Genomic DNA, 14,199 nt, shown 5'->3' with positions numbered 1-14,199 from the left:
AAGCCTTCGCACCGATAGCCCGTTACCCCAGAAGGTTGGGCAGGAACAGAGTCATGGCCGGGAAGGAAATGATCAGCGCCAGTACCAGAAGGTCGACCACGAGGAAGGGCGAAACGCCGGCGAAGCCCTTCTTGGTGCTGACTCCTGTGGAGCCGGAAGCGATATAGATATTGAGCCCCAGGGGTGGAGATACCAGACCGATTTCCGCCGTCTTCACGATCACGATGCCAAGCCATATCCCATCGAATCCAAGCCCTGTCATGACGGCATACGTGATGGGCACGGTCAGCACGATGATCGCGAACTGGTCCATGAACATGCCAAGCACCAGATACAGCGCCACCACCAGCAACAGCACCACGTAGGGCGACAGGCCAGCCATGGAGATCCATTCGATCATCGCGGTGGTGACATGGGTGTAGGCCATGAAATAGCCGAACAGCAATGCGCCGAAGATGATCGTGACGATCATCGAGGTCGTGCGCAGCGTCTTGCCCACCGCCGCCGTAAAAGCCCCCCACGTCATGCGCCGAAGCATCATGCTGATCGCCAGGGCTCCAAAGGCGCCGAGCGCACCGACTTCGGTCGGCGTCGCGATACCGGAATAGAGGGCTCCCAGCACGATCACCACCAGGATGACCACGGGCCATACGCGACCGGACTGGCGCAGCTCAGCCCCAGCGCTTTGATCGCGAGCCTCCAGCGTCTTGGGATCTGGCGCCAGGTGTGGCCAGAGGCGCACCGCAATGGCGATGGTGACGATATAACCGAGCGCCGTCAGGATGCCGGGCACCAGCCCGGCCATGAACAGGCGTCCGATGGATTCTTCGGTAATGATCCCGTACACGATGAAGGCAATGGAAGGCGGTATCATGATCGCCAGCGTACCGGCGATCGCCATGGTGCCGATGGAGAACCCCTCGTCGTATCCCAGTGCCTTCATTGTGGGGAAGGCCGCACTGGAAATGGACGCCACCGAGGCCGTGCTGCTGCCTGACGCGGCGGCCAGGATGGAGCCCGCAAGCACACAGGCCATCGCTAGGCCGCCCTTCACCTTTCTGAGCAGACGGTTACACGAAATCATCAGATCCTTGGCGATACCGCTGGCGCCAAGAAACTCGGCCATCAACACGAACATGGGGATGGTGAGCAGCACATAGTTCGATGCCGTATGGTGCACCACCTGCCCCAGCAAGCCGGCGAGCGTATTGGGATTCGTGATCATGATCAGGCTGATGGCACCGGCCAGCCCCAGGGCGAACCCCACCGGTATCCCCACCACGATCAGCAGCAATAGCAATCCGATTCCAACGAAAATATCCATTCAGTTCTACCCTTTGGAAAGCCTTTGCGAAATGCTTGCGCAGGGGCTTACGAGAAACCCGGAAGGAAGTTTCGGGAACGCTCAGTGAGAGGCACCGATGGCGCGCAGACGTGGCGCCGTCGCATCCAGCAGCAGGCGCAAGGCCAATAGACCGCATCCGATAGGCACCCAGATCCACGACCAGGCCACCGGCCAGTCGATGACCCCCATGATGACCTGATCCCTGACCCAGGCGCGGTGGAACACTAGGGCCGCATGCCAGGCAAGTGCCGCCATGTATAGGGAGGACGCCAGCAGTCCGATGCGAACCAAGGGTGTCACGTACGTTTGCGGCAACTTGTTTATCAGCAGCCGGATCTGTATCGCCCCACCCGTCCGGTAGCCCCAGGAAAGCCCGAGCATGGTCAATGCGACGAGCAGATAGTACTGGGTCAAGTGCAACTGGAAGGTGAGAGGCCAGGCGAACAGGTGGCGCAGGATGGCATCGAAGGTCACCAGCAACATGGTGGTCAATGCCGCACACCCGGCCACGATGGCCGCCACGTTTTCCGTCCAGGCCAGCACAGCCTCCACTCTTTTATGTACGGTAGACAGCATGCCTCTCACCTCTCCCCGTTCCCGAAGCGCTATTGATCGGCCAAGGCCACCGCATACTCATCGAACACCCGTTGAGCGGGCAGACCGCGCCGTTCCAGGCGTTGCACCCATACCTCGTTCGCGGCTTCCAGGCGCTCGTTGATCTCCGCCAGGGCTTCCGGAGAGAACTCATAGATTTCGATACCAGCTTCGGAGAACTCCTGCGCCAGCTGTTCCACTTCATCGTCCAGATAATTCGCCATGTCCTCCTGAACCCGCTCACCGCAGTCCAGGAAGACCTGCTGCAACTCATCGGACAAGGCGTCGAAATCGTCCAGGCGCATGGCGAAGACATTGGAGAACGTGCCGAATTCGCCATTACGGCTCATGCTGGACATGATCTCATCGAGGCTGAAGGGCTTGATGCTGGCGAACCCGGAGATGGTGCCATCGGCGGTTCCACGCTCCAGCGCCACATAGGTGTCGCCGATGGGGATTTCAGCGGGCGAGGCGCCAAGCTCCGAGATGGCCAGGTTCATCGCACCGCCCGCCGATCTCACCACCTTGCCACGGAAGTCGTCGGCGCTCTCTATCTTGTCCCTCATGGAGACCATCTGGTACGGGGGATAGACGGAGACGAACAGCGGCATGATGTCCTGAGCGGTAAACTCGTCGGCCAATACGCCGTCGCGCACGGCTTCCGAGTATGCGGCGACGATCTCCTTGGACGAGCTGCCGAGCCCCGGCAGCATAGAGACGCCATTGAGCGGCAGTTCATCGCTGACATAACCGATGGGGATGATGGTCACATCGGCAACCCGGCTCTGCAGCGCCCGGAACAACTCCGGCGTGCTGGACAGCTGGCCGCTGGGGTAATAGCTGAAGTCCACATCGCCTTCCGAGGCTTCCCTGACACACTCCATCCAAGGCTCGGCCCCCTGTCGGGACAGCATGTGCCCCTCGGGGCTGCCATGGACGAAAGAGAAACTTTGGGCCTGGACCACAGCCGCGTTGGCGATGGCGAACAACCCGACGCAGGCGGGCGAGGCAAGGTGCTTCATTTTCATTGCTAGGCACTCCATTAGAAAATATTGTTATATCTGCCAAGGACGCAGCCGCCGAAAGGCATGGCTGCGCGTGCTCAAGAGGTCTTGAGAGAAAGTCCGGGACGTGTGGATCGCATGGATTCGCGGCAATCGAAATCCTCGAACCAGGCCGCCAAGCGCTCGCGTCCACTCAGCCACTGCTGCGACTCATGACGGAACATGAGCCAGGCCAAGGTGCACGCCACGCAGATGGACCCTAGATCGACCCGATCCTCGTACTCCGGTAACAAGCGCTCCAGGGCATCCACACCACGCTGCGCGGTCGCCAACTGCTTCTCCACCCAGGCGGCGGATTGCTCGTGCTCCGGACGCATGCCTTCCAGGCGCACCGCCATACCGGCGTCCAGGATACCGTCGCCCAGGGCCACCAGTGTCCGGGCTCGCCAACGCCGCGCGGCATCCTTCGGCAACAGGTCGCCATCCGCCCATTCGTTAATGTACTCGCCGATGACGGGGGAGTCGTGGATCGTGCCGCCATCGGCAAGCGACAGAGCCGGGATCTTGCCCAGGGGATTGATGTCCCAGAACCCCGTGGAGGGGTCTCGCGGATCGGTTTCCACCATCTCGATGCGCTGGCCGATGCCAAGCTCGTAGATGGCGACGCGCACTTTGCGCGCATAGGGGGAATTGATCGAAAGATAGAGTTTCACTGGCGTCTCCACATCGTCGCTTGTTCTTATACAGCCGGCCTGGAGGCTGCCATTTATTGATCTAAGTCAGATTCCAGAAGAAGAAATTGATTAAATATTGACCTGGGTCAGATGCTAGGATAGCAATTGATAAAATACAAAACGATTTATCAGATTAAATAATCATATTTTCTGATCAATACTGAGGCTCAAGAGGCGAGCGCCAAGCGGGGTAACAGCGGTTGTGGCTACCGCCTCGGCTAGGTGTGTATATCCACTAGGGTGTTCACGGAAAAGGTCTAGCCGGCTGAACGGAGGGTGGTAATCCAAGCTGGCGTGCGGGCGATGCAGTTGTGCTGATGCAGCCAGATCGGCAAATGCTGGCCTCGCTGCTCTGAACTCTCGTAGGCGCGCGCATAGCCCCACTCCCGCGGGGCGATCTGGATGAACCGCTCTGCCTTGCCATTGGTGCGTGGGGTGTAGGGCCGGGGGCGCTTGTGCTTTAGCCCCAGGCGCCAGCACAAGCAATGGAATGGCTTGGATCGGTAGCAGGCGCCGTTGTCGGTCAGGACACGGGAAAGCGGCCAGACGGTTCAGCCCCGCCCGCTCGAGTCTCCGAGCCACGGTGCTACACCCAAAGCCACGGCGACAATTTTGGCGTGAACGCGCCATGCAAAGACGCTATGCTGCGCGGTCGGGCCGGCAAGCGCCACTCTGGCCCCGCAACTCAAGCATATCCCATAAGAGACTTGCTCTAGAACAAGTCCCACTCGTACGGAGGGTGCTCGTGAAGACCGACGAGCAGGCATCAGTGTATGGCGCTGACGGCAGCGAGCGCGCCATGTCCGGCCCCCATTGCTCCAACCTCGACCTCGACACGCTGCGCGCCAAATTCTATCAACTCCACATCGCCGTGGAGCAGAGCCCGGCGGCGACCGCGATTACCGATACCGAAGGGCGCATCGAGTACGTCAACCAGCGCTTCCTGGAGGTGACCGGTTATTCGCGCGAGGAACTGATCGGCAAGACGCCGGCGATGATCCAGTCGGGTACCACGCCCGAGGCGGTCTATCGCGACCTGTGGCAGACGCTACGCAGCGGCCAAGTGTGGCGCGGCGAGCTGCAGAACCGCAAGAAGAACGGTGAGTTCTACTGGGAAGCCGAGATCATCACGCCGGTGCGCGACGATACGGGCGAGGTCGTGCGCTTCGTGGCGGTGAAGGAAGACATCACCGAACGCAAGCGCCAGGAGGAAGAACTACGACTGCTCGCCAGCGTGTTCCAGACCGGCCAGGCGCCCCTGATCACCGACTCGGAGATGCGTATCGAGCGGGTCAACCAGGCCTTTACCGACATCACTGGCTACCTTCCGGAAGAGGTCATTGGCCACACGCCCCGCCTATTCAAGTCTGGCCGGCATGATCAGGCCTTCTACACCCAGCTATGGCGGGACGTACTCGAGACCGGCCATTGGCAGGGCGAAATCTGGAACCGCAACAAATATGGCGAAATCTATCCGCTGTGGCAATCGATCACGGCCGTGTCCGACGAGACGGGAAAGGTACGCCACTATATTGGCGTATTTCACAACATCGCCGAACGCAAGCGCCTCGAGGAGGAGCTGGAACAGCAGGCCACCCGCGACCACCTGACCGGCGCCCACAACCGCCGCGCCTTTGACACCACCATGCGCAAAGCGATCCGTCAAGCCGAGCGCAGTGACAATACCTTCTCCCTGTTGCTATTCGATATCGACCTGTTCAAGTCGATCAACGACCAGCATGGACACGACACGGGTGATAGCATACTCAAGCGCCTTGCCACGCTGGTGAGCCAGGCCCTGCGCAGCACCGACATGCTGGCGCGTTGGGGCGGCGAGGAGTTTGCCATCCTGCTGCAGGATACGACCATCCAGGGTGCGTCGATCTTTGCTGAGCGGCTGCGTCAGCAGGTGGCGGAAACCCGCCTACACGGACTGAACGTGACCATCAGCCTGGGCATTGCGGAATACCGCCGCGGCGACGGGCCGGAAGCGATGCTGGCCCGCGCCGACAATGCGCTCTACCGGGCCAAGCGAGCAGGGCGCAATCGAGTGGGCATCGCCGGCGCCCACGCCTGAGCATGGCGGTGGTGCGCCGAGCCATACGCTTCTACAACAGCGGCTCCAACCAGGCGATCCTGCCCAGCATGGCCCCCAGGTGACGCCAGAAACCGCCGGGCTCGCGCTCGAACGAGACCGCTTCCCCCTGGTGTGCCGTCAGCCAGTTGAGGCGTCCGTGCTCATCCTGCTCGACCCGGTAACTCAGCGCTGGCGACTTGCCGATTTCTGCCAGGGCCTGCAGCTCGGCCGCCAGCCCCGGACTAGTGACCAGCACCCCGACTTCCGTATTCCACCACACGGAGCGCGGGTCGGCGTTGGCCGAGCCGACGAAGATGCGGTCACGATCGATGCCGAGCGCCTTGATGTGCAAGGCGGAGGCCGAAGAGCCCACGCCGAAGCCGACGTCGTCGTCAGGCTCTCTCTCGGTACGCATCTCATACAGGGCAACGCCACTGTCAAGCAGTGCGTGGCGCCGCGGCTGGTAGGCGCCATGCACGACCGGCACGTCGGTCGCCTCCAGCGAATTGGTGAACACCTCGACCTCGACGCCGGCCTCGGCCAGCCGTTGCAGCAGCTGCGTACCGGCCTCGCCCGGCACGAAGTAGGCGGACACGACCGTTAACCGTTCGCTCGGCTCGCCGGCCTGCTTGAGCAGTTCGCCGGCCATGGTGCGCTCAAGAGCCGGTCTGCCGCGCCAGGCCGGCTTGCCCGGCGCATCCCACAAGGCAATCCCCTCTCCCCAGTGCAGCCTGCCCACCAGCGCCCCCTGCTCGACGTCGGCATAGCGCTGGCGCAGATCGGCGAAATAGGGCGAGTCGGCATGAGTCACGAACCACTCGGCGAGCGAGGCTTGCAGCTCCCGCCAGGCATCCCCGCCAACACGGTGGTAGCGTCCGACGGGCTGGGCCAGGCCGTGGTTCCAGTAGAGGTGAAAGCTGTGTGACAACGGCTCCACCACCGGTCCGAGAGCCAGCAGATCGAGATCGGTGAAGTTGCGCGGTTCACTGGCGCTATAGTATTCGTCGCCCAGATTGCGTCCGCCGACAATGGCCAGGGAGTCGTCGGCAATCCACAGCTTGTTGTGCATGCGGCGCTGCTGGCGGGCAGCCTGCGGGGCGGAGGCCAGCACGCGACCTATCAGCGTCCCGCGACCTACGCCCAGAGGGTTGTAGACCCGCACCTGAATGTGGGGATGGCTGTCGAGCGCCGCCAGCTCACGTCCCTGGCCCACCGCGCCCATGTCGTCGATCAGCAGGCGCACTTCGACACCCCGCTCGGCGGCACTCAGCAGACGACGCAGCAACATTCGGGTCGTCTGCCCATCGCCCATCAGGTAGGTCTGGATATCGAGCCGCCGGTCGGCCTGTTCGCTGAGCAGGACCCGCAGGCTGAAGGCATCCTGGCCGCTCGACAGCAGGGCGAAGCCGCTCTTGCCGGGGTGAGCCGAGGCACTCAGCCGCGCCCATTGGCCTAACCAGGTAGCCTCGCTTTCGGCTGGGGTCAACGGAACGCCATGCTCACGTGGCACTGGCGCAGCGGCACAGCCCTGCAGCACGAAAGCCAACAGGCCGCAGAGTACCAGACGCCAGCTTCGGGCTCGTCGCATGCCGCCTCGTTCAGGGTTCGTCATCGTCATCCGCCAGACGGCGAGCCATCTCCTTGCGCGCCCTGTTGCGCCGATAGAGCCGGGCCAGGGCAAGGCCCAGGGCGAACGCGACCATGGTGGCCAGCGTCACCCCCTGCCAGGGCCGGGCGGCCTCACCGCCCATCACGGTTTCCAGCGTGATGATCAGGATGAAGCCCAGCGCCTGGCTGCCGATGGCCAGGGCGCGCAGGGGATCGAACGACTTGTGTGCCATGGAGGGCTCCCGCCGGGGTGACAGTGCAGGTCGTGAGCAGTAGGCTTGCTCTGCCTGACGCGGTAAGGTTATGCAACTCAATGATTCTACCCGGTCTTGCCGTTTGCGCCGACCCTCATTCTCGGAGCTGAGCCAATGGACGCCTTTGCCCTGGGCCCCGTGCTGATATCCGTGCCGCGGCTGTACGCCATTGGCTGCGCCCTGCTGCTGTTGCTCGCGGCCTGGCTACTGCTGGGGCTGTCGCCGGCTGCACGGGCACGCTGGTACAACGGCCTGTTGCTGGCCTGGTTGGCCGGTGCCCGCCTGGGCCACGTTGCCATGAACTTCGACGCCTATGCCGCCGCCCCGCTGGATATCTTCAAGCTATGGCAACCCGGCTATCACGGCCTGTGGGGGCTGCTCGCAGCGCTGATCTGGACCGGCTGGGCACTGCGCAACCGGCTGCTGCCCATGATAGGCGCCATGGGCCTGACCATTGGCGCCTCAGCGCTGTGGTTGGTATTGGTCACCCTGGCCCCACTGGGTGACGACATGCCAATTCGCGAGCTGCCCGACGTCACCCTGGAAAACCTGGAGGGCGAGCCAGTCGAGCTGCAGGCACTGCGCGGCGACCTGGTAGTGGTCAACCTATGGGCCACCTGGTGCCCTCCATGCCTGCGTGAGATGCCGCTGCTGGCCGAGGCCGATACCCGCGAAGGCATTACCGTGGTAGTGATCAACCAAGGCGAAGAACTGCTACAGGTGGTGCGCTACCTGGATGAACAAGAGCTGGCTTTCCGCTATCCGCTGCTCGACCCCAGCCAGGAGATGATGAAGACCATGGAGTCGCCGGGACTGCCCACTACGGTGCTGTTCGATCGAGAGGGACGCGCGGTGGAACGCCACGTGGGTGAACTCTCGCGAGCGCAACTGGACGGCTGGTTGCGGCGCCACTAGCAGCCAGAATGCCTGAGCAGGCAAATCGCTGAGCGGCGCGGCGCTCAGCGCTCCCCGCCACCTCGCCCTACCATTTCCCACTCTTCTCCACCAGCCTTAAGCCATGGCGGGCTTTGCGTTAGAATCCCCCGCCCTGCTGCTGCCGGGACTTCCTCCGCCAGCAGCCAGCGCACCGTATTCCGCATCGACCGAGGCATCATGAGCGACTTTTCACCCGGCCAGCGCTGGATCAGCGACGGCGAGGCCGATCTGGGCCTGGGCACCATCCTGAGTTGCGATCACCGTAGCGTCACCGTGCTATTCGGCGCCAGCCAGGAAACCCGAACCTACAGCAGCCGACAGGCCCCGCTAACCCGCGTGGCTTTCGGCAGTGGCGACCGCGTCCAGTCCGCCGAGGGCTGGAGCCTGACCGTTGACGACAGCAAGGAGGTCGATGGGCTGATCGTGTATATCGGTGAGGATGATCAAGGCGAGCTGCGCGAGCTGCCCGAGGCATGCCTGGCCGATACCATGCGTTTCGATCAGGCCCGTGACCGCCTGTTGACCGGCCAGGTCGATCGCAACGACTGGTTCGACCTGCGCTTTCGCACCCTGCATCATCACCATCGCATCGAGCAGAACCCGGCTCTGGGCCTGGCCGGGCCGCGCATCGACCTGATTCCGCACCAGCTCTACATCGCCGATGAAGTGGCCCGCCGCCACGCGCCGCGCGTGCTCCTGGCCGACGAGGTAGGACTGGGCAAGACCATCGAGGCCGGCCTGATCCTGCATCGCATGCTGCTCACCGGTCGTGCCCAGCGCGCCCTGATCCTGGTACCGCCGAGCCTCACTCACCAATGGCTGGTAGAGCTGCTGCGCCGCTTCGCCCTGGAAGTGACCCTGCTCGACGAGCAGCAGAGCCTGGCCCAGGCCGAGAGCAACCCCTTCGAATCCGGCCAGTTGATCCTGGCCAGCCAGGAGTGGCTGTTCGCCAATCCGCATCGCCAGGAGCAGGCCGCCAGCAGTGACTGGGATCTGCTGATCGTCGACGAGGCACATCACCTCGACTGGAGTGCCGACCAGGTCGGCCCCGGCTACGCTTGCGTCGAACGCTTGGCGAAGGCGGTGCCGGGCGTCCTGCTGCTGACCGCCACCCCCGAGCAGATGGGGCTCGAAAGCCATTTCGCCCGCCTGCGTCTGCTCGATCCGGACCGCTACCACAGCCTCGATGCCTTCCGCGAAGAGGAGCAACACTATGTGGAAGTGGCCCAAGCCATCGACGCCCTGGAAAAGCTCCCCGCAGGCGGCAGCGACGCTCGCGGCAGCGTGGCGGAGGTGATCGACGAGTCCGACAGCCAGGCCCTGCTGGATATCCTGGCCAACCCCGAGAGCAGCCCGGAGCAGCAGGCCAGCGCCCGCGACCAGCTGCGCGAGCAATTGCTTGACCGGCACGGCACCGGTCGAGTGATGTTCCGCAACAGCCGTCGTCATGTGGGCGGCTTTCCCGAACGCCGCCTGCACGTGGCGACACTGGCGCTACCCTCGGCCTACCGCCGCGTGCTGCGCAAGCTCGAGCGCGACGAGGACTACCTCGACGAACTGCTGATCGAGACCGGGCTCGACCACCCCGATGTGTTGATCTACCCCGATACAACCTATCGCGCGCTCTCGGACGACCCGCTCAACATCGAGCCTTGGTGGCAAATCGATCCACGCGTGACCTGGCTGCTGGAGCGGCTTGCCGATGACGGCGAGCTGGGCTTCGCCAACGACAAGGTGCTGGTGATCGCCCATGGTCGCGAAACCGCCCAGGGCCTGGCCGAGGCCCTGCGGGTACTGGGCGGGCTGCATGCCCCGGTGTTCCACGAAGGACTCACGCTGGTCGAGCGCGATCGTGCGGCAGCCGCCTTTGCCGATGAGGAAGAGGGCAGCCAGGTGCTGGTGTGCTCGGAAATCGGCTCGGAAGGACGCAACTTCCAGTTCTGCCGTCATCTGGTGATGTTCGACCTGCCGCAGCATCCCGACCAGCTCGAGCAGCGTATCGGTCGCCTGGACCGAATCGGCCAGCGCCACGCCATCGAGATCCACGTGCCGCTGTTCGAGGCCAGCCCCGGTGAGCGCCTGCTGCGCTGGTTCAACGAGGGAATGGATGCCTTCGCTTCGCCCCACGGCGTCGGCAATGAACTGTTCGACGCCTTCGGCGATGCCTTGGCCGAGGCACTGCTCGACGACGAAGCGCTGGAAGACGTCATCAACGAGACCCGGGCACTGTTCGAGAACCGCCTGGCCCAGCGCGACGCGGGACGCAACCGCCTGCTTGAACTCAACGCCTGTCGCCCAGCTCGCGCCGCAGCGGTGGCCACGGCGATCCGCGAACTCGACGCTGACCCGGCGTTGACGCGCTACCTCGACCAGTCGCTGGATATCTTCGGTGTCGATAGCCAGGAACTCGGCGGCGGCCTGTTGCACTTGCAGCCCGGCCCGCAGATGCTCGACGGCCTGCCCGGTCTGGCCAAGGGCGAGGAAGGCTTCACCGCCACCCTGTCGCGTGAGCGCGCCCTGGCCCGCGACGACGTGCAGCGCCTCTCCTGGGAACATCCGCTGCTGCGCGAGATGATGGGACGCATCCTCGACGGCACCATGGGGAATACCGCCCTGGCGCTGCTCAAGCATCCCGCAATACCAGCCGGGCGACTGATGGCTGAACTGGTGTTTCGCACCTACTGCCCGGCACCCAAGCGGCTACACGTCAACCGCTTCCTGCCGCCGACCGCGGTGCGCGTGCTGCTCGACGAATCAAGCGCCGTGCTCAGCGACAAGGTTTCGTTCACTGGCCTGTCGAAGAACCTGCGCAAGGTCAAGAAGGCCATGGCCCGCGACCTGATTCGAAGCCGTCACGACCAGTTGCGCGACCTGCTCACTCAAGGCGAGCAAGAAGCCGAACGTGAGCTGCCGAGCATTGTCGAATCCGCCCAGGTGCGCATGCGCCGGGAGCTCGACGGGGAGCTGGCCCGCCTGGAGGCTCTGGCACGCCTCAATCCGGCGGTGCGCGAGGAGGAGCTCGAGGCGCTGCGTCGCGAACGCCGCGAACTCGATGGCGCCATCGAAGGTACCCGGCTGCGGCTGGATGCGGTCAGGGTCATCGTTACGGTGGGAGAAGAGAGCCGTTGAAGCCGCGACCGGGAAGCACCGAGCGCATCAGCGCTTCCCGAGGATGTCGGCCAGCGCCTGCTCCAGCGTCGGGAAGCGAAACTCGAAGCCGGCCTCGAGCAGGCGCGCCGGGCGCATGTCCGCGCCGGTCAGCAGCAGCCGCGCCATCTCGCCGAATGCGGTTTCCAGTACCAGTGCCGGCATCGGCAGGGCCGCCGGGCGGTTGAGCTGCCTGGCCAGGATACGCGTGAACCCGGCGTTGGTGACGGGATGCGGCGCACTACCGTTGAACGGCCCGTCGAGGTCGTCACGCTCGAGCAGGAACCGGATTGCCCGCACCAGATCCTCACGGTGTATCCATGGCATGAACTGCTTGCCTCCGCCGAACCGCCCGCCCAGCCCCAGCTTGAACGGTGGCAGCATCTTTTCGAGGCTGCCACCGCCCACGTCCAGCACCAGCCCGGTGCGCAATAGCGCCACGCGGGTACCAAAATCGGCCGCCTCGAGGGCAGTATTTTCCCAACGCTTGCACAGACGGTGGGCAAATTCGTCGTGGGGCGGCGTCTGTTCGGTGACCTCGCGGCTTCCCTGATCGCCATAGAAGCCCATCGCCGATCCCGACACCATGACACGCGGTGCCTCGCCGTTGGCCTGCCTGAGTTGTTCGCAGAGAATCACCAGATCGCGGGTGACGTTCACGCGGGAGTCGATCAACCGGTTTTTCTGCTCGTCGCTCCAACGCCGGGCAGCGATGGGCTCACCGGCCAGGTTGACGATGGCGTGTGGTGGCGAGTCGACGAAGTCGAGCACCGAACGTCGCACATCGACACCCTCCGGCAACTTGCGCCGGGCGGATGCCGGGTCACGAGACACCACCTGTAGGCGGTGCCCTGCTTCCCTCAGCCGTATACACAGGCGTTGCCCTACGAAACCGCTGCCACCGGTAATCAAGATTCGCATAGCCTCTCTCCCGTCGTTCGGCTGATAGTCTCGTTCGCCGCTTCGCTGCCTTTCGTTATACAGCCATTGTACGATTCTGCTACTCTGGGACAACCGAACGAGCTGGCTGCGACTTCGCTCGCCACTCCTGCCCTGGCCACGGGAGACTGCCATGTCTTATAGCCTGATCCTGCTCGCCCACGGCTCCAGCGACCCTGCATGGCGAGCCCCTTTCGAGCGCCTTCATGAAATCCTGGCAACACGCATGCAGGTCTCGCTGAGACTCGCCTACATGGAGCTTAGCGAACCCTCGCTGGAAAGCACCGTGGCCGACCTCGCTTCGGCAGGCGTGCAACGCGCCGAGATCCTGCCGCTGTTCTTTGCCGCCGGGCGCCACTTGCGCAAGGACGTGCCCGCTCAGGTCGGGGCTCTCGCAGCGACCCATACCGGCATCGAACTAACGCTACTGCCTCCCGTCGGTGAGCACCCCGCCTTTATTGATGCTCTGGCCGCGGTGATCGCCGAACAGGCGGGGGAGCCGCTGCCAACTTGACCGCGATCGCCTTCAGTTGTACATCGCTCGTTTAGTACACAATATTCCCAGACCATGGGCTGCGGTAGCGATCAGACGGCCACTTCCTCAACGACGGGGCCAAGACACCACAAAGGGCAGGCGAGAATGACCGAAAAGGCGACCCATCCGGCCGACACACCGCTCTATCCCATTCGCGAAGTGTCCCGCATCACCGGGGTCAACTCGGTCACCCTGCGCGCTTGGGAGCGCCGCTATGGCCTTATCCGCCCTCAGCGCACCCCCAAAGGCCATCGCCTCTATGCCCGCGAGGACATCGAACGAGTCGAGCGGATCCTACAATGGCTCGGACGCGGGGTACCGGTCAGTCAGGTCAAGGAGCTCATCGACCAGCCGCAAGCCGCGCCGGTGGCCGAACCCATCTCCGGCGACTGGCCAAGCCAACGGCGCCTACTGACGGCTGCCATCGAAGCCCTCGACCAGAGCCAGATGGAAACGCTCTTCACCCAGAGCCTGGCACTCTATCCCGTGGCCATCTGTCTGACGGAACTATGGCAGCCGGTGGTACGTGAACTCGAGGAACATTGGGCCGACCAGCTCGGTGCCACTCTGCAGCATCGCTACCTGGAATCGTTCCTGCGCACTCGCATCGGCATTCGGCTCTACCATGCCAACCAGCAAGCCAGAGGGCCCGCGCTGTTGATCGCGCCTCTGCCTGACGACCCTGGGGCTCTGTGGCTACTGCTGGCGGCACTGGCCGCAAGCGACGCCGGCTATCGCGTCTCACTGCTGGACGGCGCCCTGCCGCTAGGCGAGCTGCCGTTGGCGGTCGAGCGCCTGCAGGCCGCCGCCCTGGTGCTCGTCAGCGGCCGCGCCGAGCGTGCCGATCTGATCCGGCGCCAGCTTCCGCGCCTGGCCGAGCAGCTCGACGCCCCCCTTGGCCTGTGCGGACCGGTCGCACGAATTCGCAGCGGCGACTTGGCCGACAGCCTGGTGGAGTTGCTCGGCGACGACCTGCCCCTGGCCATGACGCGCATGCGGTCGTTGATCTTCGAACATTGAACCCAC

General features: G+C 63.9%; 12 protein-coding genes and 1 pseudogene. 5 read left to right on the top strand and 8 right to left on the bottom strand.

All coding sequences use genetic code 11. The features are described 5' to 3' along the window. Positions 1-22: 22 nt before the first annotated feature. The 5 genes and pseudogenes from HOP51_RS17940 to HOP51_RS17920 form a co-directional block, all read right to left on the bottom strand. The gene (locus tag HOP51_RS17940; RefSeq protein ID WP_234275255.1) at positions 23-1,324 is read right to left on the bottom strand and encodes a TRAP transporter large permease; all 1,302 of its coding nucleotides are present in this window, start codon (positions 1,322-1,324) and stop codon (positions 23-25) included. Between the two features lie 81 nt (positions 1,325-1,405). Then, a complete protein-coding gene (locus HOP51_RS17935; RefSeq protein ID WP_234275254.1) occupies positions 1,406-1,921 on the bottom strand; it encodes a TRAP transporter small permease in 516 nt (171 codons plus the stop codon). 29 nt (positions 1,922-1,950) lie between these two features. After that, positions 1,951-2,967, bottom strand: a complete 1,017-nt coding sequence (locus HOP51_RS17930; RefSeq protein WP_234275253.1) for a TRAP transporter substrate-binding protein — start codon at positions 2,965-2,967, stop codon at positions 1,951-1,953. 74 nt (positions 2,968-3,041) lie between these two features. After that, positions 3,042-3,656, bottom strand: a complete 615-nt coding sequence (locus HOP51_RS17925) for a glutathione S-transferase N-terminal domain-containing protein (protein WP_234275252.1) — start codon at positions 3,654-3,656, stop codon at positions 3,042-3,044. Between the two features lie 273 nt (positions 3,657-3,929). After that, a pseudogene (locus HOP51_RS17920) lies at positions 3,930-4,210 on the bottom strand (integrase core domain-containing protein); the annotation flags it as partial. A gap of 212 nt (positions 4,211-4,422) precedes the next feature. On the opposite strand from HOP51_RS17920, the gene HOP51_RS17915 reads away from it, so the two are divergent. After that, positions 4,423-5,754 (top strand): sensor domain-containing diguanylate cyclase, encoded by a 1,332-nt coding sequence (locus HOP51_RS17915; protein WP_234275251.1) that lies wholly within the window; start codon positions 4,423-4,425, stop codon positions 5,752-5,754. Between the two features lie 31 nt (positions 5,755-5,785). Here the strand turns inward: HOP51_RS17915 and HOP51_RS17910 are convergent, their stop codons facing one another. Both HOP51_RS17910 and HOP51_RS17905 read right to left on the bottom strand, forming a co-directional pair. After that, a complete protein-coding gene (locus HOP51_RS17910; RefSeq protein ID WP_234275250.1) occupies positions 5,786-7,342 on the bottom strand; it encodes a phospholipase D family protein in 1,557 nt (518 codons plus the stop codon). Between the two features lie 10 nt (positions 7,343-7,352). Further along, on the bottom strand, positions 7,353-7,595 hold the full coding sequence (locus HOP51_RS17905; protein ID WP_234275249.1) for a hypothetical protein: 243 nt from the start codon (positions 7,593-7,595) through the stop codon (positions 7,353-7,355). 135 nt (positions 7,596-7,730) lie between these two features. Here HOP51_RS17905 and HOP51_RS17900 point away from each other — a divergent pair, with 135 nt between their 5' ends. Beyond that, on the top strand, positions 7,731-8,531 hold the full coding sequence (locus tag HOP51_RS17900; RefSeq protein WP_234275248.1) for a TlpA disulfide reductase family protein: 801 nt from the start codon (positions 7,731-7,733) through the stop codon (positions 8,529-8,531). A gap of 198 nt (positions 8,532-8,729) precedes the next feature. Continuing rightward, a complete protein-coding gene (rapA, locus tag HOP51_RS17895; protein WP_234275247.1) occupies positions 8,730-11,681 on the top strand; it encodes an RNA polymerase-associated protein RapA in 2,952 nt (983 codons plus the stop codon). 27 nt (positions 11,682-11,708) lie between these two features. Here the strand turns inward: rapA and HOP51_RS17890 are convergent, their stop codons facing one another. Then, on the bottom strand, positions 11,709-12,620 hold the full coding sequence (locus HOP51_RS17890) for a TIGR01777 family oxidoreductase (RefSeq protein ID WP_234275246.1): 912 nt from the start codon (positions 12,618-12,620) through the stop codon (positions 11,709-11,711). 151 nt (positions 12,621-12,771) lie between these two features. On the opposite strand from HOP51_RS17890, the gene HOP51_RS17885 reads away from it, so the two are divergent. Beyond that, positions 12,772-13,152 carry a sirohydrochlorin chelatase gene (locus tag HOP51_RS17885; RefSeq protein ID WP_234275245.1) on the top strand — a complete coding sequence of 127 codons (381 nt, stop codon included), beginning with the start codon at positions 12,772-12,774 and terminating at the stop codon, positions 13,150-13,152. 126 nt (positions 13,153-13,278) lie between these two features. After that, entirely contained in the window at positions 13,279-14,193 is a 915-nt protein-coding gene (locus HOP51_RS17880; protein ID WP_267957793.1) for a MerR family transcriptional regulator, read from the top strand. Positions 14,194-14,199 lie beyond the last annotated feature (6 nt).

Source organism: Billgrantia zhangzhouensis (genome assembly GCF_021404465.1).
GTDB lineage: Bacteria > Pseudomonadota > Gammaproteobacteria > Pseudomonadales > Halomonadaceae > Halomonas > Halomonas zhangzhouensis.
This window is presented reverse-complemented; position numbering and strand designations above follow the sequence as displayed.